Source organism: Corynebacterium sp. UMB10321, assembly GCF_030228725.1.
Lineage (GTDB): Bacteria > Actinomycetota > Actinomycetes > Mycobacteriales > Mycobacteriaceae > Corynebacterium > Corynebacterium pseudogenitalium.
The window spans coordinates 1-21,732 of the sequence record NZ_JASOZC010000009.1 but is presented as its reverse complement, the minus strand read 5'-3'; the positions used below and the strand labels follow the sequence as shown (position 1 = coordinate 21,732).

Genomic DNA, 21,732 nt, shown 5'->3' with positions numbered 1-21,732 from the left:
GAGCTGTATGACCAAGAATAAAAACGTGTTGCGGTGGGGCCTGATTGGCGCCACCGTGCTTATTGTTTTGTACCTGCTCACCCTCATCGGGGATGACACCCGCGGCTACCAGCGCGTGGACACGTCGATCGCGATGGAGCAGCTGCAGAACAAGAACGCCAAGGAAGTCCAGATCGACGACCGCGAGCAGCGCGTCCGCATTGACCTGCGGGAGCCGATCAAGGTCGAAGAGCGCGAGGGCGTCGAGCAGATCAGCGCTCAGTACCCGGCGCGCACCACGCCGGAAATTTTCGGCGCGGTGAAGGAAGCCGCGCCAGACAAGTACAAGACGAACGTGACGCAGGAGTCCTTCCTGATGTCGATGCTCGGCTTCATGCTGCCGATGGTGCTGATCTTCGGCCTGCTGTTCTTCTTCATGTACCGCATGCAGGCCGGGGGCGGCATGTTCGGGATTGGGTCGTCGAAGGCGAAGCAGCTGTCGAAGGACAATCCGACGAATACGTTCGCGGACGTCGCGGGTGCGGACGAGGCCGTCGATGAGCTGCAGGAGGTCGTGGACTTCCTCATTGACCCGAAGATTTACGAGTCGCTCGGCGCGAAGATCCCGCGTGGCGTGCTGCTGTACGGCCCGCCCGGCACGGGTAAGACGCTGCTCGCCCGCGCAGTTGCGGGTGAGGCCGGGGTGCCGTTCTACACCATCTCCGGCTCCGACTTCGTGGAGATGTTCGTCGGCGTGGGCGCCTCCCGCGTGCGCGACCTGTTCAAGCAGGCACGCGAGAACTCGCCCTGCATCATCTTTATCGACGAGATTGACGCCGTCGGCCGCCAGCGCGGCTCCGGCATGGGCGGCGGCCACGACGAGCGCGAGCAAACCCTGAACCAGCTGCTGGTGGAGATGGACGGTTTCGGCGACCGCGAGGGCGTGATCCTGATCGCGGCGACGAACCGCCCGGACATCCTGGACCCGGCGCTGCTGCGCCCGGGCCGCTTCGACCGCCAGATCCCGGTGACGAACCCGGACATCGCGGGGCGCGCCCAGATTCTGAAGGTGCACGCGAAGGGCAAGCCGTTGTCCAAGGACGTGGACCTGGATGCGCTGGCGAAGCGCACCGCCGGCATGAGCGGTGCTGACCTGGCCAACGTGCTCAATGAGGCCGCGCTGCTCACCGCCCGCATTGGCGGCAACGTGATCACCCCGGACGCGCTGGAGGAGGCCACGGACCGCGTGATTGGCGGGCCGCGCCGCTCCTCCAAGGTGATCTCGGAGAAGGAGAAGAAGGTCACCGCCTACCACGAGGGTGGGCACACGCTCGCGGCGTGGGCGCTGAAAGACATCGAGCGCGTCTACAAGGTCACCATCCTCGCCCGCGGCCGCACCGGCGGGTTCGCCATGACGGCCGACGAGGACGACAAGGGCATGTACAACCGCGACGAGCTCTTCGCCCAGCTCGTCTTCGCCATGGGTGGGCGCTCCGCGGAGGAGCTCGTCTTCGGCGAGCCGACCACGGGTGCGTCCAACGACATCGAGCAGGCCACCAAGATCGCGCGCGCGATGGTCACCGAGTACGGCATGACCTCGGCGCTGGGCACGGTGAAGTACGGCCAGGCGCAGGGCGACGCCTTCTCCGGCATGGGGGCGGGCGCCAAGATGGAGTCCTCGCCGGAGGTTGCGGCCACGATCGATAAGGAGGTACACACGCTTATCGACGCCGCCCACGCCACCGCCTACGGCATCCTGGAGCAGTACCGCGACCAGCTGGACACCATGGTGTCCAAGCTGCTGGAGAAGGAAACGCTGCGCCGCCAAGACCTCGAAGCGCTCCTCGAGGGTGTGGAGCCGCACCGGCCGGAGCTGCCTGCCTACGACATCCGCTTCGGCCGCCAGTTCGGCCGCGAGCCCGTCAAGACCCCGGTCGAGCTTGCCGAGGAGCGTGGCGAGGAGCCGCCGAAGCGCTTCTCCATCCTTGAGGCGTCGCGTGAGACGCGGGAGCGGCGTCGAAAAGAACGGGAGAAGGAGCACGGCGCTCCGCTGCCACCGCCACCTGCGGGAGGCGCCCCGACCTACGGCGGGCCGAAGCCGCCGAGCGACTGGACGTACCCGGGCGCGCCGAAGCGTGAGCCCGCGCCGGGGCCAAAGCCTGAGCCTGTGCCGAAGCCTGAGCCGGATACGCACCCGGGCATGGACAACTACCGTCCGGACGAGGAAATCGGGTTCCGCCTGCCGGAGCACGAGCGGCCCGACCAGCCCGACCGACCGTCAGAGGAAGAAACCAAACAGCTGCCACGACACAGGAGCAACGAGGATGACCAGTAAGTTCGACCGCGCCCGCGCCGAAGCCGCGGTGCGCGAACTCCTCATCGCCGTCGGCGAAGACCCGGACCGCGAGGGCCTGAAGGAAACCCCGGCGCGGGTCGCGAAGGCGTACGAGGAAGTGTTCGCGGGGCTGCACCAGGACCCGACCGAGGTACTCGAGAAGACGTTCGCGGAGGACTACCGAGAGCTCGTGCTGGTGCGCGACATCCCGGTGTACTCCACGTGTGAGCACCACCTGGTGCCATTCTTTGGCAAGGCGCACGTCGGCTACATCCCGGGCAAGGAAGGCAAGGTCACGGGCCTGTCGAAGCTCGCCCGCCTGGCCGATATGTACGCGAAGCGGCCACAGGTGCAGGAGCGGTTGACGGCGCAGATTGCGGACGCGATCGTCGATAAGCTGGGGGCTTCCGCCGTGATTGTGGTGCTGGAATGTGAGCACCTGTGTATGGCGATGCGGGGCATCCGCAAGCCTGGTGCCGTGACGACGACCTCCGCGGTGCGCGGCGGCTTCCAGAAGAACGCCGCCTCCCGGGCCGAGGTCTTGAGCCTGATAAGGAGCTAACAATGGTCAGTGTGCAGGATCTCACCGCGCCGGGGCGCACGACGGTGATGGGCATCGTCAACGTCACGGAAGATTCGTTTTCGGACGGCGGGAAGTGGCTCGCGGTTGACGACGCCCTCTCGCACGCCCACGAGCTGGTCCGCCTGGGCGCGGACATCATCGACGTGGGTGCGGAGTCGACCAGGCCGGGCGCGACGCGTGTGCCCGCCGAGGTTGAAGCGGCGCGCGTGGCCCCGGTGATCCGGGCCCTTCACGAAGACGGCATCCGCACTTCCGTGGACACGATGCGCGCCGCCACCGCCGAGGCCGCCGCCGAGGCGGGCGTGGACCTCATCAATGACGTTTCCGGCGGGCTCGCGGACCCGGACATGTACGCCACGATGGCGCGCACGGACCTGCCGGTGTGCCTGATGCACTGGCGCGCCCAGCAGTTCGTGAACGCCTCCGGTGCCGCCGACCACGGCGGGGACGTGGTGGCTGACGTGCTCGGCCTCTTCGACGAGCTGGTTGCCAACGCCACGGCCGCTGGGGTGCGCCCCGAGCAGATCACGCTGGACCCGGGCCTCGGCTTTGCCAAGACCCCGCAAGAGAACTGGCAGCTGCTGCAGGCCCTGCCCGCACTCATGGACTGCGGCTACCCGCTGCTGGTGGGGGCCAGCCGCAAGCGCTTCCTCACCGGGGTGCGCGCCGCCCGCGGGCTCGAGCACGGGCCTATCGACGCCGACCCAGCCACCGCCGCCGTCACCGCCCTGTGCGCGCAGGCTGGCGCCTGGTGCGTGCGCGTGCACGAGGTGGCCGTCTCCCGCGACGCCGTGGACGTGGCCGCCGCGTGGAAAGCGGGCAACCTTGGCTGACCGCATTGAACTCAAGGGCCTGTCCGTCTACGCGCACCACGGCGTGCTGCCGCACGAGCGCGAGCACGGGCAGCGCTTCCTGCTGGACATCACCTGCTGGCTCGACTTCGCAGGCGCCGCAGCCACCGACGACCTGACCCAGACGATGAACTACGCGGAGCTAGCCCAGTTGGCCAGCGACATCGCCTCGGGCACGCCGCGCCAGCTCATCGAGACGGTGGCCACCGAGATCGCCGATGCCGCCATGGAGCGCTTCGACATCCTGCACGCGGTGGAGGTCACGCTGCACAAGCCGCACGCGCCGATCCCGCTTCCCTTCGAGGACGTCGCCGTGGTGGCACGCCGCTCCCGTAAACGGATGGGGGCCCGCTGATGCGCGCGGTGATTTCGGCAGGCTCCAACATGGAGGACTCGCGTGCCCACCTGCAGTCGGTCGCCGACGAGTTCGCCGCCGAGCTCCTCGACGCAAGCTCGATTTACGCCACCGCGCCCTGGGGCGGGGTGGAGCAGCCAGACTTTCTCAACCAGAGCTTTCTTATCGAAACCGACAGCGACGACCCGTACAGCCTCCTCGCCCGCTGCCAGCGCCTAGAGCAGCAGGCGAACCGGGTACGCGACGTGCGCTGGGGCCCGCGCACACTGGACGTGGACATCATCGACTTCGAGGGCTACCGTAGCGACGACCCTGAGCTGACGCTGCCGCACCCACGCGCGCACTTGCGCGAGTTCGTGCTGGTTCCCTGGCTGGAGATTGACCCGCACGCCAAGCTGCTCGATCGCCCGGTCAGCGAGATTCTCGCGGAGCTGGAACCGCAGGGGGTTCGCAAGCTGTGAAACGCACGCCGCTGTCCGGAGTGATCGCCGTGTTCGGGTTTTGTACCGCCGCGGCGTTCATTGTGGTGCGCCGCCTGTTCGGCCTGCTTGAGTCGCTGAACATGGTGGTGCCGCTGAGCCTCTGGATCGTCGCCGCGGTGTGTTTCTACGTTGCGTTCATGGTGCACAAGCGCCGTGATGAGGGCAAGGTTGGCCTGGATCGCAGCCAGCTCAACCCGATGATGGCGGCGAACTTCATGCTGTTTGGCAAGGCCTGCACCTGGGCAGGAGCGGTCAGCGGCGGGCTGTACGCGGGGTGCCTGCTCTTCGTGCTGCCCCGGATGCACGTGCTGATGGCCGCGGCGCAGGACGTGCCGCCCTTGGTCTCCGGGGCGTTGGGCGGCGTCACGCTGGCGGTGGCCGGTGTCGTGCTGGAACGGGTGTGTGAGGTGTCGCCACCCTCAAGTGGAGAACAGGTTAGCTAAGGTAGTGGGCATGAAAAATACTTGGGTGATTGTTCCATTTGTGGCTGCGCTTGCAGGCACAGTGGTGATGTTGTTTACCAACTCCGCGAACATACTCAAGCTTTCGCTGATCTTGGCATTGTGGGCGGCCGTCGCGGGCCTCATCGTGATCTACCGCCTGCGCCGCGACAACGAGGAGGCCACGCGCCTGCAGGAGGAGCGGGAGAAGACGTTCGCCGCCGAGCTCGAGGCCGCGCGCGCTGGCGCACCCTCGGGTGTCGACGCCCCCTCCGAGGAATTGCTGCGCGACATTCAGGAGGAGCTGCGCTCCCTGCGCTCCACGATCGAGGAGATGAGCGGGCACGTCTTCGAGTACGAGCCTGCTGCCGTGCACGCCGCGGCGCGCCGCATCCAGGAGATTGAGTCCTTCACACAGCCCACCTACGAACCGTCCGACGACCGCCCGGCCGGGGCGCCGTCCTCCGACGCGATCGCCGGGCGCATTGGCAGCCAGCCGAGCCGGGAGACGCAGAACCCGCTCACGGCGCTGATTAGCGAGCACCAGGCGAAGCAAGAAGCGCAGGAAGCACAAGAAGCACAAGAAGCACAAGAAGCGCAGAAGTCGGCGCCTGAACCGACACCAATCCCGGAGCCTGAGCCCGTACCCGAGCCAGTGTCTGAGCCGGAGCCCGAACCGGAACCAGAGCCTGAGCCTGAGCACGGCCGCCACGAGCAGCCAGTCACTGAGGTCATCGAGGCCGTGCCGGAACCAGCCCCGCGTGTTGGGGGACGCCGCCGCCGTGACGCGGCTGGCGAGAACGCTGTTTCCGTCGCCGAGCTGCTAGCGCGCCGCAACAAATGAGCCCAACGCTGACTATCGCCGCCTGGCGCGGCCCCAGTGCGCTGAGTGATCAGCTCGCGCGCGCCGGGCACCGCGTGACGTACCCGCGCGTGGCCGCGGACATCGCCGCCGCCGACCTGGTGCTCCTCGAGGGCTCCGCTGACTTCATCGAACGTGCCGCCGCCGAGTGCGCGCCGTTCGTGCGCCCGAGGCAGATGTTCTGGCACACCAACCTGGACCACGGCGCCCAGCTCCTCGACGAGGTGGAGGTCGCAGGGGCCGTCGTCATGTGCGCGCACAACATCGTGGACAACGTGTGGGTCACCTCCGCAGCCGACGAGCTGGGGGAGACCGTGATCGCGCTGCTGCTCGGGGAGCTCGGGCAGGTCACGATGCCGATCACGGATGCGGATCGCCCACTGGTGGCCACCGCCCAGCACCTTCGCGCCCTGCAGCGCGTCGTCCGGGAGGACGCACTCGCGCTGCTGCGGCAGGCCAACCCCAACTTCGAGGCGGTCGCGGACGCCTTCGACAGCGCCGAGCTGCCGCCGCTGCGCCCGCTTGACCGGGCACCGGTTGGGGGAGACGGGGTGCGTCGATTAGTAGAAGTATTGGAGCGCCGCGCGGCGCAGCAACGAGAGGAAAACCTGTGACTTTTCAACCGGGCAACGCGGTCGTCGTGCGTGATGAGCAGCTGCTGGCCACCTACGGGCGGGCGTTTCGCAAGATCGGCAAGACGATTGCGGTCGTGCCGCTGGGCGCCGACGTGCACGCCGGGCACATCGAGCTGATCCGGGCGGCGAAGTCCCTGCTCGGCGCGTACGTGTTCGTCACCTACTCCGGCGAGGAGGTGCCTGAAACCTTCCGCAACGAGGGCGTCGACGTAGTTTTCCACGGCGAGCTGCGCACCGCCGTGAGCGTGCGCACCGGAATGGAGCACCTCGACGACGCCGACGCCGTGTCCCGCGACGTCGCCCGCATCCTGGCGGTGCTCAACGCCACCCATGCCACCGACCTGGTGATGGGAGAGAAGGACTTCGAGCTGCTCGTGGCCACACAGCTGGCCGTGTCTGGGCTGCGCATGGAGGTCAAGCTGCACAGCGTGCCTACCGTGCGCATGCCGAACGGGCTGGCGCTTTCGCTGCGCAACGAGCGCGTCGCCGAAGACGCCCACGACCAGGCGCTTGCGCTGTCCGCGGCGCTGACCGCCGGGGCCCACGCCGCCGAGCACGGCGCCGAGACCGTCCTGGACACCGTGCGCGGCGTACTCGAGGCCGCCGGGGTTGCACCGGCGTACCTCGCGGTGCGTGACCTGGCCATGCGCGAGGCCCCTGCCCAGGGCGACGCCCGGCTGCTCGCAGCCATCGACCTGCCCGCCACCGACGGCGGCACGGTGCGCCTCCACGACAACGTTGGTCTGCCGCTCGGCATCGGCTTCAAACACATCGAGGACTAGGGCGGAAAGACGAGGGCCATAGCGAGAAACGGCGAGTTATTCGCTACACTCTTTGGCATGCCTATAGACCTGATTGCTGGAATCCTGAACGAGCGCTTCGGCATGGACTTCACCCCCGAGCAAGTCCAAGCCACAGGGCGCACCGAAGACTCACAGCTCTTCGTCGCCAGCAATGATGCAGGCCAGGCCGTCGAAGTCGAGCTTTTCGACGCCACCCAGCCCGAGAACCAACGCCGCGACATCGCAGGCCTGAACCGGGCGCTTGCCGCCTCGAACCACCCGGGCGCGTTCCAGCCGCGCAGCGCTGGCTACACCGACGACGGCCACCTCTACGTACTGCGCGAAGCCCCGACCGGCGCTTCGCTCGCCCGCCTGATCGCCGACAAGCACGCCGACGGCGGCGTATTCACCCCCGCCGAGGCCCGCGAGCTGCTCATCGGCGTGGCTGAAGCCATCGACGACTACGACGCCCAGGGCCTCGGCGCGTTCGTGGCCCGCTCCGTGGACGCCTCCCGGATGCTGGTGCAGCCAGCCTGGTCCAGCGTCCCCGTCAAGCTCACCCTGGTTGGCCCGACGGCCACCGCGCCCGAGCACGCCGAGGAGCAACACGCGGCGAACGTCGCAAGCTTTATCGACCTTTTTAACTCCATGACCGGCCTCGACGTTGACGAGGACGCCGCCAACGCCGCCACCGGCTGCGTCGGCTACCTCAACGCCGTCGCCGGTGAACCCCTCGATGAGCCGGAGGTGTCCCCGGTCGCGCCGGGCGCCACCGACGGCTACCGCCAGCCACCGCAGCCCTACCCGTATGGGCCGACCGGCGAGTACGTGCGCCCAGAAGACGAGAAGAAGTTCAAGCTCTGGCCGTGGATCGCGGCCATCGTGGCGCTGCTGCTCATCGCCGCAGGCGGCATCTGGTACTGGATGCAGCACCGCGGTGAGGAGTGGGTCGGCGTCGAGGCCGAAATCGCCGAGACTTACCCTGGCATCGTGTCCGACAAGGCCGGGCAGAAGGGCTGGCACGGCCTGATCTGTGACTCCGCCACGCCGGACGAGGGCCAGGAGGGCAAGATCCGCTGCGCGAACGAGACGTTGGGGGTCTCCGTCGCAAAGTATGTGTCCTCTGATGCGCTCGAGCGCGTCCTGCCGGACCCGAAGGAAGCCGTCGTGCTTGGCTCTGGCGAGTGCCTCATCTACGACTACCAGCTTCCCGACGCCACGCCGCCAGCCTTCGTGCTGACCCCGCGCACCGAGCGCGAGTACATGGTGGTCATCAACGGCGATGATGCCGAGGCACAGCGCCTCGACCTGCCTCTCTGTGCCCCAGCGGCCGACGAGGAGTAGCCTTAGCGGGCTATGAAATCAACGAACCCGGTACTGCTTATTGGAGTGCTGGTGGTCTCCGCGATGATGATGATCTTCAACGAGACCACCGTCGCTGTTGCCCTGCCCGCAATCATGGCGGACTTCGGCGTACCCGCCGATACGGCCCAGTGGCTGATGACCGGCTTCCTGCTCACCATGTCCGTGGCGATCCCGGCCTCCGGCTTCGTCATCCAGCGCCTCAGCACCCGCGCCGTCTACTTCGCCTCGATGGCGCTGTTCATCGTCGGCTGCGTCATGGCGGCCACCGCGCCCTCGTTCGGGGTGTTGCTCGCCGCGCGCGTGGTGCAGGCGCTTGGCACGGCGGCGATGTTGCCGCTGCTCATGACGGTTACCGTGACGGTGGTCGCCCCGCAGCGCCGCGGCACGGTGATGGGACTCAACGCGGTGGTGATGTCGGTGGCGCCCGCCCTTGGCCCCACGCTCGCCGGCTTCGTGCTCGGCGCGTTTACCTGGCACCACATCTTCTGGGTGATGGTGCCCATCCCAGCCGCGGCAGTGCTGCTCGCGGTGTTCGCCCTCCCGAACGTCGGCGAGCGTCACGACGCCCCACTCGACATCTTGTCGGTTCTTCTTTCAGCGGTGGCATTCGGCGGTCTTGTCTATGGCTTATCGACGATCACCGCCCTCCTCACCGGCGAATCCTGGAATCCTCTTGTGGCCCTGGTCATCGGCGCGGTCTTCCTGGTGCTGTTCGTGCGCAGGCAGCTGCGCCTCGCGCCAACCGGGCGCGCGCTACTCGACCTCCGCGTCTTTACCCACCGCAACTTCGCGTTCTCGGTGGTGGGCGTGTTCATCGCCTTCGGCATCCTGCTGGGCACCGTGAACATTCTGCCTGTCTACATGCAGGTCGGCCTGGGGATTTCCACGGTGGCCACCGGTCTGATCCTGCTGCCAGGTGGTATTGCACAGGGCGTCGCGTCCCCAATCGCAGGGCGCTGCTACGACGCGTACGGGCCCCGGCCCTTGACCATCCCTGGTGCGGTGCTGATGCTGGCCTCCCAATGGATCCTCGTGGCCATCCTCGCCGATGACACCCCACAGTGGCAGCTCGTCGCCGTACTGATCCTGGTCAACGTGGCGATGTCCATGATCATGACCCCACTGATGACCGTGTCACTGTCCTCGCTGCCCTCGCAGCTCTACGCCCACGGCTCCGCGGCGCTCAACACGCTGCAGCAGCTCGGCGGGGCGGCGGGCACCGCGGTGTTCATCGCAACGATGACCATGGGTACCCAGGCCACCGGCAGCGCCTCCGACGGCACGGCGCGCGCGTTCGTCGTTGGTGGCGTCGGCATGCTGCTCGTCGTTGTAGCCGTGTGCTTCGTGGGAGGCAAGCCGAATACACGACTAATTGACCACGGCTGACCCGGACCGACTAGGCTAGGTCAGCGTGAAGAATCAAACAACGCAGGACCTCTCCGAACAGCAACAGTTCCGTCGTGCGAAGCGCGAAAAGCTTCTGAGCGAAGGCCGCGACGCCTACCCAGTCGTCGTCGACCGCACGACCTCCTTGCGCGAGCTGCGCCAGAAGTACCGTGCCGTGCCCGAGGGCGAAGGCGACGGCAAGTTCAACCTCGCGCCGGGCGAAGAGACCCAGGACGTCGTCGCCGTCGCGGGCCGCATTATGTTCCAGCGCAACACCGGCAAGCTCTGCTTCGCCACCCTCCAGGAGGGCGACGGCACCCAGCTGCAGGTCATGCTTTCCCTCGCAGAGGTAGGAGAGGAGGCGCTCGCGTCCTGGAAGGCCGACACCGACCTCGGCGACATCGTCTCCGTGCGCGGCCGCGTCATCGCTTCCCGCCGTGGCGAGCTCTCCGTCCAGGCGCAGTCCTGGCACATGGCGTCCAAGGCGCTACGCCCGCTTCCTGTCGCGTTCGCTGATATGAACGAGGAGCAGCGCGTCCGCCACCGCTACACCGACCTCATCATGCGCGAGGACGCCCGCAAGAACGCCATGACCCGCATCAAGGTCATCGCAGCTGTGCGTAAGTTCCTCACCGGCCACGACTTCGTCGAGGTTGAGACACCGATGCTGCAGACCCTGCACGGCGGCGCCGCAGCCCGCCCGTTCATTACCCGCTCCAACGCGCTCGACATGGATCTCTACCTGCGCATTGCGCCGGAGCTCTACCTCAAGCGCTGCGTCGTCGGCGGCATTGAGCGCGTCTTCGAACTCAACCGCAACTTCCGCAACGAGGGCGTCGACTCTTCCCACTCGCCCGAGTTCACCATGCTCGAGACTTACCAAGCGTGGGGCACCTACAAGGACGGCGCGAAGACCATGCAGGAACTCGTGCAGTTCTGCGCGAAGGAAGTCTTCGGCTCCACCACCGTCACCCTTCCAGACGGCACCGAGTACGACTTCGGCGGCGAGTGGAAGGTCATGGAGATGTACCCTTCCCTCAACGAGGCGCTGCAGCGCAAGTTCCCGGGCCAGCCTGAGGTCACCATCGAGTCCTCCGTGGAGGAACTGAAGGGCATCGCTGACGTCATCGGCCTGAAGGTGCCGAAGGATGAGGGGTGGCTGCACGGCAAGCTCGTCGAGGAGATCTGGGAGCACCTCTGCTCCGACCAGCTGTACGAGCCGACCTTCGTGATCAACTTCCCAGTCGAGACGTCCCCGCTGACCCGCGACCACCGCGAGCAGCCCGGCGTCACCGAGAAGTTCGACCTCTACGTCCGCGGCTTCGAGCTGGCCACCGGCTACTCCGAACTTGTCGACCCCGTCATCCAGCGCGAACGCTTCGAAGACCAGGCCCGCCTCGCCGCACACGGCGACGACGAAGCCATGGTCCTCGACGAGGACTTCCTCGCCGCGATGGAGCAGGGCATGCCGCCAACCGCCGGTTGCGGTATGGGCATCGACCGCCTGTTGATGGCCCTGACCGGCCTGGGCATCCGCGAGACAGTCCTGTTCCCGCTGGTGAAGCCGGAGGCGTAGGGCTAGTTCGCTTGGGTTTAGATGGGCCCGGCGCTTGGGATTTTGTGTTTTCCCAGGCCGCCGGGCTTTTTGCTTGGCCACGTTCGCGTGCTGCTGTGGAAAAGTTCCCCGTGGCTTGGCTGGGCGCGCACCAAATTACCGCCTATTAAAACGCTAGCCCTTTGTTGACCAGCTGTTATTCTGATAGCACTTTTTAAAATTCGGGGATCTGGTGCGCAGTTCAGCTTGGCGGCCGTGAACTTTCTGCTTGTGTCCTACTTCAGCGGGATCCCATTGGCGTCGGTGTCGTAGCCTCCGCCGCCGACGAGCACCATGATCATCTCGATGATGCACCACACCCACAGTGCGAAGAAGATCGGGGTGGAAACGATCCAGCCGACGAATGGGATCAGGCTGAAGAGGCTGCCGGTCAGGAAGAGCCTCACTTTGGTGACTCCCCGGAAGTTCTGCCCAAGGTAGAAGTTGCCGATGCCAAACGAGCCGAGGAAGAAGAACAACGCCGCCGCGAGGAACTTGTTCTTTTGGGGCGCGGCGTACCCGTATGCAGACTGCATTTGTGCAGGTGCGAACTGTTGCATCTGCGGTTGCCCGTACGGTGAACCCTGCCCAAACTGGCCGAATTGCCCAGTCTGCCCGTACTGCCCGAACCCTTGGAACTGGTTGGTTGGCTGCGTGATTGGGAGGCCGTCTTTGTCGTACATGGGCTGTTGGTTGGTCATGTGAGTCCTCAATTCAAGGCGGTCGGCAATGGTGTATTCCGTAGTGTAGTTCATTCGTGTCCCTTTGTATCGGTATGATGCGCAGAGTTAGGCAGCAGAGTTAGTCAACAGTGATGGGCGTAAGGCGATTCGATGGTGAAGCAGGTTTCGTTGTGGGTGTGGGTGCTCGTTGGGGTGCTCGCAGCCGCGAGTGGGCTCAGTGAGGTTTTTGGCAGTGCGGCGCGCGGCGAGTTGCTGGATGTCGGCGTGTTTCGCGACGCCGGCAACGCCCTGATCAGCGGCGCCGACCTGTACGACGACTTCCCGACTCGTAGCGGGTTCCGCTTCATCTACCCGCCGTTCGCGGCCTTGCTGTTTGTTCCGCTGACGTGGATGCCTGAGCCGGTGATGGACGTGGTGTGGACGTTGGCGACGATGGCGTGCGTGGCGCTCATTTCGTGGTTGGCGCTGCGCAGGCTGGACGTGAAGGTCACGCCGCTGGTGTTGGTGGGGGTGATTGTGTGGTCCTTGGCGATTGATCCGTTGCAGGCGAATTTCTTCTTCGGTCAGATTAACGTGTTCTTGTTCGCGCTGGTCGTGGTGGATGTGCTGGGCCTGTTGCCGCGGCAGTTGCGCGGTGTCGGTGTGGGGATTGCGGCTGGGATTAAGATCACGCCGGCGGCGTTCGCGATTTTGTTCTTGGTGAAGAAGGATTGGGCGTCGGTGGTGCGTGCGGCGGGGACGTTTATGGGCACGATTCTGGTTGGTGTGCTGATGCGTCCGGCGGAGACCTGGTACTACTTCACCGACGAGTTTTTCAACACCGACCGCGGCGGCAACGCGATGTACCCGCCGAACCAGGCGCTGTCCGGCCTGTTCGCGCGCGCGGGTCTCGAGGCCCCGACTGGCGTCATTTTCCTGGTCTTCGCGCTGCTCACGGGCTTGGGTGCGTGGTACCTGCTGCGCCGGGGGCTGGACGTGCATGCGCTGTTCTTCGTCGCGCTGGGTATCAGCGTGGGTGGTCCGTACGCGGTGTCGCACCACTTCTCCTGTGTGATGTTGGCGGTCCCGCTCATCTTCGCGGCGGTGCCGTCGGTGTGGAAGCTCGCGCACGTGCTCTACGTCGCGGTGCTGTTCGTGCCGTCGTATCAGCTCTACCCGGAGGTTGATGCCTACAGCTTCTCGACGCCCCTTTGGTACATGGGCAACTTGATCGGGTTGGCGTCGCTGGCGATGTGGGCGGCACTGCTGCTGGAGCGTTGGTTCCCAGCTGAGAGCAAGCTTATTGCACACCAAAACGTTCCGTCATATAGTGGAACGTAATACCAACCACAGGGTTGTTACCTGCCGGGTTCGGCGGGGCAAGACCTGGGACGTTTTCGCGTCCCGGGTCTTTTTTCATCCCTGGTTCTTTGAAGAAAAGGAGTGAACATGGCAACCAAGCAGGCCGGCTTGCAGGAGCAGGCGGCGGATATCCTTGCGGGGATTGGCGGTGCGGACAACATTGCGTCCTTTACGCACTGCGCGACCCGTTTGCGTTTTGAGCTCAACGACGCCTCCCTGGCTGACAAGGAGCGTCTTGAGGCGAACCCGAAGGTGATGGGTGCGGTGCCGCAGGGTGGGTCGCACTACCAGGTGATTGTTGGCGGGGACGTCGCGACGGTGTACAACGCGATGAACAATCTGCCGGAGATGCAGTCGCGTGGCAGCCAGAGCAACGATGACGTGAAGGCGGCCCAGCGCGCGAAGGCGCAGGGCAAGGTGCCGTGGATGGACGCCTTTTTCGAGTACCTCTCGGATTCCTTTAGGCCGATTCTGGGTGTGTTGCTTGGGGCGTCGTTAATTATTGCGTTTGCTGCGGTGATGGACGCGCTGGGCTTTGTTGACTTCCATGCGGAGGTCAAGACGCCGGGTTGGCAGTTCGTCGACGCGATGTGGCGCTCGGTGTTCTACTTCCTGCCGGTGATGGTGGCGTACAACGCAGGCAAGAAGCTCAACATTGAGCCGTGGGTGCCTGCCGCCGTCATCCTGGCGCTGTTCACCCCCGAGTTCATGGGGCTGGCGGACCACCCGGATGCCGTGACTGAGGTCAACGACCTGCTCGGCACCGAGGTCAGCCGCGTGACGGTGATGGGCTTGCCGATGTTGCTGCCTGGCTACGAAGGCAACGTGTTCGTGCCGCTGATCATGGCGGTCGTGGCGGCCCTGGTGTACAAGGGTTTCCAGAAGATTATTCCGTCCGCGGTCCACATGGTGTTCGTGCCGTTCCTCACCCTCTTGGTGATGATCCCAGTCACCGCGATCGTGATTGGGCCGCTCGGCTACGCGCTCGGCGCATGGATTGGTGTTGGCCTTGCGTGGCTGAACGGTAACGCGCCGTTCGTGTTCGCCATCCTGATCCCAATGCTGTACCCGTTCCTGGTTCCGCTCGGCCTGCACTGGCCGCTCAACGCCCTCATGCTGGTCAACATACAGACCCTGGGCTACGACTTCATCCAGGGCCCAATGGGTGCTTGGAACTTCGCCTGCTTCGGTGCAACCGCGGCTGTGTTCGCGCTCTCGCTGCGCGATAAGGACCCGCTCATGCGCCAGACCTCCGGTTCGGCGCTGGCAGCTGGTCTGTTCGGTGGTATTTCGGAGCCGTCCCTCTACGGTATTCACCTGCGCTACAAGAGGATCTACCCGCGCATGCTGGTGGGCTGCTTCACCGGTGGCCTGACCATCGCGATCCTGGGCACCCCGTTCGGCGGCGTGCAGACCAACGCGTTCGTGTTCACCTCGCTTTTGACCACCGTGGTCTTCAGCCCGATGTGGGTCTACGTCATCGCGATTGCGGTTGCGTTCTTCACTTCCTTCTTTGTCATTTACTTCACCGACTACCGCACGCCGGAGGAGCGTGAAGAGGCCCTGGCTCGCGCACGCGCGGCACAGGAGGAAAAAGAGCAGGAGGAAGCTCCGGCAGTTGCAGCAGCTCCGGCGGCGGTCCCAGCGGCGGCCGCTCCAGCCGCTGCAGCAGCAGATGCCGACGCGCCTGCAGCTGCGGCGACCCCAGCAGCGGACACCCGCGAGGTCACCGCGCCGATCGCAGGCAAGGTTGTCCCGATGGATCAGATCCAGGACGCCGCGTTCGCATCCGGTGCGCTCGGCCAGGCGATTGGTGTGCTGCCGGAAGGTGGCGTCGAGAAGGTTGTGGCGCCGGTTGCTGGCAAGGTGATCTCTGTTGCGAAGACGGGGCACGCCTACGGCATCAAGACTGACGACGGCGTCGAGGTCCTCGTCCACATCGGCATTGACACCGTCAAGCTGAAGGGCGAAGGCTTCACCCCGCTCGTGGAGAAGAAGCAGCGCGTCGAGATTGGCGACGCCCTCGCGGACGTCGACTTCGGCGCAATCGCAGGTCACGGCGTGGACACCACGGTGATTATGACCGTGGTCAACTCCAAGTCGCTGGCCGCTGTGGAAGATATCGCCACTGGTGAGGCCGAGGTCGGCCAGCCACTGTTGGGGGTAACCAAGTAGGGTCGAACACATGCAAATACTGCGCATCTTTAACAACAACGTCGTCCTGGCCCGCCGCGGGTCGGAGGATGTTGTGGTGACCGGTCGAGGCATCGCCTTTGGGGCAAAGAAAGGCGACGTCCTCGACGAGTCGAAGGTGCAGCGAGTATTTGTTCCGGCGGATGGTCGGGACCCGGACCACTCCGGCCAAATGATTGCCGGGCTTCCCGCCGAAGATATACACCGTGTGACCGCAGCGTTGGAGGCCGTGGGCGCAAAGCCCAGCATCACGCTGGTCACCGCGGTGACGGACCACATTATTAATGCACTTGAGCGGGCCTCCCGCGGCGAAGAGATCGCCTACCCGTTGCGCGCCGAGGTCCAGCACTTGTACCCAGCAGAGTATGCACAGGGCGAACGCCTGCTGGAGCACATCAACATTCTTTTCGACGCCACCCTGCCCACCACCGAAGCCACCGCGCTTGCGATGCACCTGGTCAACGCCGGTTTCAACACCGGTGACCTGGCGCATACGTACCGGATGACGGGGTTGATTCAGCAGATGATGCAGATCATTGCGGCTGAGTTTGGGGTGGAGTTCGAAGCGGCGTCGATAAATGTGGCCCGGTTTATTACACACATTCGTTATTTGTTTGTTCGCCTTGAGCAGGGGAAACAACTCGAGCGCGGAAATTCTCCGCTGGCGCGTGAGTTGACGCGCAGTTACCCGCGGGAAGTTGAGTGCGCCCGAAAAGTGGCCGCTGTAGTGGAGCTTCGCTTCGATACAGCGTTGACAGAAGATGAAATTGCGTACCTTGCTCTGCACATTGCGCGCCTCAGCGCGTACCATCAAATGTAATACCATTAGCTTGATTGCTGAAAGGACACACTCATGACTGACCGCACCGTCTTGTATGGGATCGGGGTTTCCTCAGGTACCGCCTCTGGCCCGGTCGCAGTTGTTACACCCGCCGTTGGTATCGACGAGCACGAACAACCATGCACCGACCCAGACGCTGACGGCGAGCGTGTCGTCGCGGTCCTGGAAGAAGTCTCCGCGTCCCTGACGGCGCGCGCAGAGCACGCAAACTCCGAAACATCCAAGGCTGTCCTTGAGGCCACCGCCGCCTTGGCGAAGGACCGTGGCCTGGTGCGCGGCATTAAGAAAGAGCTGAAGAAGGGCAGCGGCGTGACCAAGGCGGTCCACGACGCGGTGGAGGCCTACGCGGCGAAGTTCCGCAAGCTCGGCGGCTACATGGCTGAGCGCGTCACCGACCTCTACGACATCCGCGACCGCGCCACCGCGCGCCTGCGCGGGCTGCCGGAGCCGGGCGTTCCAGCGCTGACCGAGCCGTCCGTGCTCGTCGCGAACGACCTTGCACCTGCTGAGACGGCCACGCTGGATCCGGAGTTGGTCGTCGGCATCGTGACGGAGGCCGGCGGCGCGACATCGCATACGGCGATCCTCGCCGCGCAGCTCGGCATCCCCGCAGCGGTGCAGGTCAAGGGCATTAGCGAAGCGCTTGTCGACGCCCCAGCGATCGCCCTCGACGGCGGCGTCGGCGAAGTGATCGTCGCCCCGAACGAGTCGGACGTCGCCGAACTCGAAGAGCGGTCCCGCCGCCGCGCCGCTGCGCTGGCTGGTTCCTCCGGTGAGGGTGCCACCCGCGACGGCTACCGCGTGAAGCTGCTGGCCAACATCGGCACCGCGGACGACGCCGCAAAGGCCTCCGGCTACGACCTGGAAGGTTCCGGCCTGTTCCGCACCGAGTTCCTCTTCCTGGACCGCGACTCTGCCCCGAGCGTCGAGGAGCAGACCGAGACGTACACCAAGGTGCTGCGCGCATTCGGTGACCGCCGCGTCGTCGTGCGCACCCTGGACGCAGGCGCCGACAAGCCGCTGTCCTTCGCCGACCTCGGCGAGGAAGAGAATCCGGCACTGGGCCGTCGCGGCCTGCGCCTGTCCATGGCCCGCGAAGACCTCCTCGACGACCAGCTCAAGGCGCTGGCCGCAGCACACAAGGCTGTCCCGGAGGCTGAACTGTGGGTGATGGCCCCAATGGTGGCCACGGTCGAGGAGACCCGCTGGTTCACGGAGCGCGCACGCGCCCACGGCCTGCCGAAGGTCGGCGTGATGGTGGAGACTCCCGCGGCCGCGATCCGCTCCTCCCACATCCTGGACATCGCGGACTTCGCATCCATCGGCACCAATGACCTGTCGCAGTACACCATGGCTGCCGACCGCATGCAGGGCGAGCTGGCAGAGCTGCTCACCCCGTGGCAGCCGGCAACGCTGGCCATGATCCGTGAGACCTGCCGCGGCGGCGAAGCCACCGGCAAGTCCATCGGCGTGTGCGGCGAGGCAGGCGGCGACCCGCTCATGGCGCTCGTCCTCGTCGGCCTGGGCGTGAGCTCCCTGTCCATGGCGCCGGGCAAGGTCAACGCGGTGCGCGCCGCGCTGCGCCTGCACGACCGTGACACCTGCCGCCAGATGGCGAACTTTGCCGTCGACGCCCCGACCGCGAAGGAAGCACGCGAGAACGTGCTCAAGATCGCGGATCCGGTGCTGCGCGACCTGCTCTAAACTGGCCGGTTGGGGCCGGAGGAGGCGTCGAAAAGCCTCTGTTCGCTACGAGCGAACACCCGACCTGAGCTGGTGTAATGGCCCCTGAAGCCATGAAGTGACGCCCTCGGCGGGACGATGTGTCCGCCGGGGGCGTTATGGTTGGTGACAACTCTTTAAAAACCGTTATTAGTAAGGGGTCAGCCAGTTGTTTGAGAGGTTTACCGATAGGGCCCGCCGCGTCATCGTCTTAGCCCAGGAGGAGGCGCGCGAGCTGAACCATAACTTCATGGGTACCGAACACATCCTGCTCGGACTTATTAAAGAAGGCGAAGGCGTCGCAGCAAAGGCGCTCGAGTCCATGGGTATCAATCTTGACGACGTCCGCTCCGAAGTCATCGAGATCATCGGGCATGGCACGCAGCCAGTCACTGACCAGATCCCATTTACCCCACGCGCCAAGAAGGTACTGGAGCTCTCCCTGCGCGAGGGCCTGCAGATGGGGCACAAGTACATCGGCACCGAGTTCCTGCTGCTCGGCCTCATCCGCGAGGGTGATGGCGTCGCAGCCCAGGTGCTGATTAAGCTCGGCGCCGACCTGCCACGCGTGCGCCAGCAGGTCATCCAGCTGCTCTCCGGCTACGAGGGCGGCGAAGCGCAGAACCCGGAGACCCCGCAGGGCGGCGGTCCGGGCTTCGCGGGCGCAGGCCAGGGCCCAGGCATCATGGGTGGGCCGCGCCCGGGCCAGCAGGGCGAGCGTTCCAACTCGCTCGTGCTCGACCAGTTCGGCCGCAACCTCACCGCAGCAGCCCGCGAGGGCAAGCTCGACCCGGTGGTCGGCCGCGACAAGGAAATCGAGCGCATCATGCAGGTGCTCTCGCGCCGCACCAAGAACAACCCGGTGCTGATTGGTGAGCCGGGCGTCGGCAAGACTGCCGTCGTGGAGGGCCTCGCGCTCGACATCGCGAACGGCAACGTCCCCGAAACGCTCAAGGACAAGCAGGTCTACTCCCTCGACCTGGGCTCTCTGGTTGCCGGTTCGCGCTACCGCGGTGACTTCGAGGAGCGCCTGAAGAAGGTGCTCAAGGAGATCAACCAGCGCGGCGACATCATCCTGTTCATCGACGAAATCCACACCCTCGTCGGCGCCGGCGCTGCCGAAGGCGCCATCGACGCTGCTTCGCTGCTCAAGCCGAAGCTGGCACGCGGCGAACTCCAGACCATCGGCGCGACGACGCTCGACGAGTACCGCAAGCACATTGAGAAGGACGCCGCCCTCGAGCGCCGCTTCCAGCCCGTCCAGGTCGACGAGCCCTCCGTGGAGGACACCGTCACCATCCTGCGTGGCCTGCGCGACCGCTACGAGGCGCACCACCGCGTCTCCTACACCGACGACGCTCTCAAGGCCGCCGCCACCCTCGCAGATCGCTACATCAACGACCGCTTCCTGCCGGATAAGGCCGTCGACCTCCTCGACGAGGCCGGCGCCCGCATGCGCATCAAGCGCATGACCGCCCCTTCCGAGCTGCGCGAAGTCGACGAGCGCATCGCCGACGTCCGCCGTGAGAAGGAAGCCGCCATCGACGCCCAGGACTTCGAGAAAGCAGCGGGCCTGCGCGATACCGAACGCAAGCTCGGCGAGGAGCGCAAGGAAAAGGAAAAGAAGTGGCGCTCTGACGACCTCGAGGAAATCGCCGAGGTCGGTGAAGACCAGATCGCCGATGTGCTCGCGCACTGGACCGGCATCCCAGTCTTCAAACTCACCGAGTCCGAGTCCTCGCGCCTGCTCAACATGGAGTCCGAGCTGCACAAGCGCATCATCGGCCAGGACGAAGCCGTCCGCGCCCTGTCGCGCTCCATCCGACGCACCCGCGCCGGGCTCAAGGACCCGAAGCGCCCATCCGGCTCCTTCATCTTCGCCGGCCCGTCCGGCGTTGGTAAGACGGAGCTGTCCAAGGCACTTGCCGAGTTCCTCTTCGGCGACGAGGACTCCCTCATCCAGGTCGACATGGGCGAGTTCCACGACCGCTTCACCGCTTCCCGCCTCTTCGGTGCCCCTCCGGGATACGTCGGCTACGAGGAGGGCGGCCAGCTCACCGAGAAGGTCCGCCGCAAGCCGTTCTCCGTGGTCCTCTTCGACGAGATCGAGAAGGCGCACAAGGAGATTTACAACACGCTGCTCCAGGTGCTCGAGGAAGGCCACGTCACTGACGGCCAGGGCCGCATGGTGGACTTCAAGAACACCGTGCTCATCTTCACCTCCAACCTGGGTACCGGCGACATCTCCAAGCCAGTCGGCCTCGGCTTCACCGGCAACACCGCCACCGACGCCGATGCCCAGTACGAGCGCATGAAGAACAAGGTTCACGACGAGCTGAAGAAGCACTTCCGACCAGAGTTCCTCAACCGCATCGACGAAATCGTGGTCTTCCGCCAGCTGACCCAGGAAGAAATCGTGCAGATGGTGGACCTGCTCATCAGCCGCGTGGACACCAACCTGGCCGCGCAGGACATGGGCATCGAGCTTACCGAGAAGGCCAAGAACCTCCTGGCCATCCGCGGCTTCGACCCAGTGCTCGGTGCGCGCCCGCTGCGTCGCACCATCCAGCGCGAGATCGAGGACCTGCTTTCGGAGAAGATCCTGTTCGGCGAGATCGGCGCCGGCGAGATCATTACCGTCGACGTCGAAGGCTGGGACGGCGACGTCGAAGCCGCCCGCAACACCCGCGGCAAGGCAGCGCCGGACGCGACCTTCACGTTCACTCCGCGCCCACGCCCGCTGCCAGCGGAGACGTTCGGTGAGGACGCCGCGTCCGACGAACCTGAGGAGAAAGCCGTGCGTGACATCGCCCCTTCCGAGGGCACCCCGGAGACCGAGGCCTCCCAGTTCCCGGACGAGCGCGCAGAGTCTGGTCCTGAGCCTGACTCCGACTCCGATTCCGACGGTCGGGGACCTGAACCGGTCTAATCAATAGGTTGGAAAGCCGCACCCTGGTGGTGCGGCTTTCTTTTTGTCTTGGTGGGGTGGGTATTGGTGCCAATAGACGCACCCATATACGTCTAGTGCTTTTCTGACCTGCAAGAATGGAGGCCGTGGATTTTAGAATTGCGTCCTTTGGCACTCAGCGCATCCAAAGATGCACCAAATTCCCTCGCGCGGCGTTAGCGACCTGGGGAAACGCAAAAACGCGCTCCTAAATCAGCGAATTTGGTGCGATCGTAGCCGGTCCAGTGCCAATAGACGCAACCTTATACGTCTAGCACGTTTCTGACCTGCAAGAATGGAGGCCGTGGATTTTAGAATTGCGTCCTTTGGCACTCAGCGCATCCAAAGATGCACCA

At 65.3% G+C, this 21,732-nt stretch carries 18 protein-coding genes; 17 read left to right on the top strand and 1 reads right to left on the bottom strand.

Annotated features, from left to right (window positions below; all coding sequences use genetic code 11):
• The first annotated feature begins 7 nt into the window (after positions 1-7).
• From ftsH to lysS, 12 genes are read left to right on the top strand one after another with little or no spacing between them, the layout of a single operon-like run.
• Complete coding sequence (ftsH, locus tag QP752_RS08860; RefSeq protein WP_256005527.1) at positions 8-2,314, top strand: ATP-dependent zinc metalloprotease FtsH; 2,307 nt, start codon at positions 8-10, stop codon at positions 2,312-2,314.
• Positions 2,304-2,876, top strand: a complete 573-nt coding sequence (gene folE / locus QP752_RS08855) for a GTP cyclohydrolase I FolE (protein ID WP_256001066.1) — start codon at positions 2,304-2,306, stop codon at positions 2,874-2,876. The genes ftsH and folE overlap by 11 nt, the downstream gene beginning before the upstream one ends.
• A 2-nt stretch (positions 2,877-2,878) precedes the next feature.
• Positions 2,879-3,730: a dihydropteroate synthase gene (gene folP, locus QP752_RS08850; protein WP_256005526.1), complete on the top strand. Its 852-nt coding sequence runs from the start codon at positions 2,879-2,881 to the stop codon at positions 3,728-3,730.
• Positions 3,723-4,103, top strand: a complete 381-nt coding sequence (folB, locus tag QP752_RS08845; RefSeq protein WP_256005524.1) for a dihydroneopterin aldolase — start codon at positions 3,723-3,725, stop codon at positions 4,101-4,103. The genes folP and folB overlap by 8 nt, the downstream gene beginning before the upstream one ends.
• Positions 4,103-4,564: a 2-amino-4-hydroxy-6-hydroxymethyldihydropteridine diphosphokinase gene (folK, locus tag QP752_RS08840; RefSeq protein ID WP_070361895.1), complete on the top strand. Its 462-nt coding sequence runs from the start codon at positions 4,103-4,105 to the stop codon at positions 4,562-4,564. Before folB ends, folK begins: the two co-directional genes overlap by 1 nt.
• Positions 4,561-5,028 (top strand): DUF3180 domain-containing protein, encoded by a 468-nt coding sequence (locus QP752_RS08835; RefSeq protein ID WP_070361896.1) that lies wholly within the window; start codon positions 4,561-4,563, stop codon positions 5,026-5,028. Before folK ends, QP752_RS08835 begins: the two co-directional genes overlap by 4 nt.
• Positions 5,029-5,038: 10 nt before the next feature.
• Positions 5,039-5,869 (top strand): DUF6779 domain-containing protein, encoded by an 831-nt coding sequence (locus QP752_RS08830; protein ID WP_256005523.1) that lies wholly within the window; start codon positions 5,039-5,041, stop codon positions 5,867-5,869.
• Complete coding sequence (locus QP752_RS08825; protein ID WP_256005521.1) at positions 5,866-6,501, top strand: hypothetical protein; 636 nt, start codon at positions 5,866-5,868, stop codon at positions 6,499-6,501. The genes QP752_RS08830 and QP752_RS08825 overlap by 4 nt, the downstream gene beginning before the upstream one ends.
• Complete coding sequence (locus QP752_RS08820) at positions 6,498-7,304, top strand: pantoate--beta-alanine ligase (RefSeq protein WP_256005520.1); 807 nt, start codon at positions 6,498-6,500, stop codon at positions 7,302-7,304. The genes QP752_RS08825 and QP752_RS08820 overlap by 4 nt, the downstream gene beginning before the upstream one ends.
• 57 nt (positions 7,305-7,361) lie before the next feature.
• Positions 7,362-8,648, top strand: coding sequence for a hypothetical protein (locus tag QP752_RS08815; protein ID WP_256008491.1), 1,287 nt, complete (start codon positions 7,362-7,364; stop codon positions 8,646-8,648).
• 12 nt (positions 8,649-8,660) lie between these two features.
• Entirely contained in the window at positions 8,661-10,055 is a 1,395-nt protein-coding gene (locus tag QP752_RS08810) for a DHA2 family efflux MFS transporter permease subunit (protein WP_284805285.1), read from the top strand.
• 25 nt (positions 10,056-10,080) lie between these two features.
• Positions 10,081-11,631 (top strand): lysine--tRNA ligase, encoded by a 1,551-nt coding sequence (gene lysS / locus QP752_RS08805; protein WP_070478134.1) that lies wholly within the window; start codon positions 10,081-10,083, stop codon positions 11,629-11,631.
• A 254-nt stretch (positions 11,632-11,885) separates the two neighbouring features.
• Here lysS and QP752_RS08800 read toward each other — a convergent pair whose 3' ends face one another.
• Positions 11,886-12,404 carry an NINE protein gene (locus QP752_RS08800; RefSeq protein ID WP_284805284.1) on the bottom strand — a complete coding sequence of 173 codons (519 nt, stop codon included), beginning with the start codon at positions 12,402-12,404 and terminating at the stop codon, positions 11,886-11,888.
• 78 nt (positions 12,405-12,482) lie between these two features.
• On the opposite strand from QP752_RS08800, the gene QP752_RS08795 reads away from it, so the two are divergent.
• From QP752_RS08795 to QP752_RS08775, 5 genes are all read left to right on the top strand, one after another.
• On the top strand, positions 12,483-13,652 hold the full coding sequence (locus QP752_RS08795) for a glycosyltransferase 87 family protein (protein WP_256042192.1): 1,170 nt from the start codon (positions 12,483-12,485) through the stop codon (positions 13,650-13,652).
• A gap of 108 nt (positions 13,653-13,760) precedes the next feature.
• The gene (locus tag QP752_RS08790) at positions 13,761-15,848 is read left to right on the top strand and encodes a glucose PTS transporter subunit IIA (protein WP_284805283.1); all 2,088 of its coding nucleotides are present in this window, start codon (positions 13,761-13,763) and stop codon (positions 15,846-15,848) included.
• A 10-nt stretch (positions 15,849-15,858) separates the two neighbouring features.
• Positions 15,859-16,686 (top strand): PRD domain-containing protein, encoded by an 828-nt coding sequence (locus QP752_RS08785; protein ID WP_070478127.1) that lies wholly within the window; start codon positions 15,859-15,861, stop codon positions 16,684-16,686.
• Between the two features lie 33 nt (positions 16,687-16,719).
• On the top strand, positions 16,720-18,411 hold the full coding sequence (ptsP, locus tag QP752_RS08780; protein WP_070478125.1) for a phosphoenolpyruvate--protein phosphotransferase: 1,692 nt from the start codon (positions 16,720-16,722) through the stop codon (positions 18,409-18,411).
• A 187-nt stretch (positions 18,412-18,598) separates the two neighbouring features.
• On the top strand, positions 18,599-21,358 hold the full coding sequence (locus tag QP752_RS08775; protein ID WP_070361908.1) for an ATP-dependent Clp protease ATP-binding subunit: 2,760 nt from the start codon (positions 18,599-18,601) through the stop codon (positions 21,356-21,358).
• Positions 21,359-21,732: the final 374 nt, after the last annotated feature.

Bases quoted from the DNA above. Each gene is read 5' to 3' on its own strand.
- QP752_RS08830 (WP_256005523.1), top strand. From the start codon at position 5,039: ATGAAAAATACTTGGGTGATTGTTCCATTTGTGGCTGCGCTTGCAGGC.
- ftsH (WP_256005527.1), top strand. From the start codon at position 8: ATGACCAAGAATAAAAACGTGTTGCGGTGGGGCCTGATTGGCGCCACC.
- QP752_RS08815 (WP_256008491.1), top strand. From the start codon at position 7,362: ATGCCTATAGACCTGATTGCTGGAATCCTGAACGAGCGCTTCGGCATG.
- QP752_RS08795 (WP_256042192.1), top strand. From the start codon at position 12,483: ATGGTGAAGCAGGTTTCGTTGTGGGTGTGGGTGCTCGTTGGGGTGCTC.
- folP (WP_256005526.1), top strand. From the start codon at position 2,879: ATGGTCAGTGTGCAGGATCTCACCGCGCCGGGGCGCACGACGGTGATG.
- ptsP (WP_070478125.1), top strand. From the start codon at position 16,720: ATGACTGACCGCACCGTCTTGTATGGGATCGGGGTTTCCTCAGGTACC.
- folE (WP_256001066.1), top strand. From the start codon at position 2,304: ATGACCAGTAAGTTCGACCGCGCCCGCGCCGAAGCCGCGGTGCGCGAA.
- QP752_RS08790 (WP_284805283.1), top strand. From the start codon at position 13,761: ATGGCAACCAAGCAGGCCGGCTTGCAGGAGCAGGCGGCGGATATCCTT.
- QP752_RS08825 (WP_256005521.1), top strand. From the start codon at position 5,866: ATGAGCCCAACGCTGACTATCGCCGCCTGGCGCGGCCCCAGTGCGCTG.
- folK (WP_070361895.1), top strand. From the start codon at position 4,103: ATGCGCGCGGTGATTTCGGCAGGCTCCAACATGGAGGACTCGCGTGCC.
- QP752_RS08810 (WP_284805285.1), top strand. From the start codon at position 8,661: ATGAAATCAACGAACCCGGTACTGCTTATTGGAGTGCTGGTGGTCTCC.
- QP752_RS08800 (WP_284805284.1), bottom strand. From the start codon at position 12,404: ATGAACTACACTACGGAATACACCATTGCCGACCGCCTTGAATTGAGG.
- QP752_RS08785 (WP_070478127.1), top strand. From the start codon at position 15,859: ATGCAAATACTGCGCATCTTTAACAACAACGTCGTCCTGGCCCGCCGC.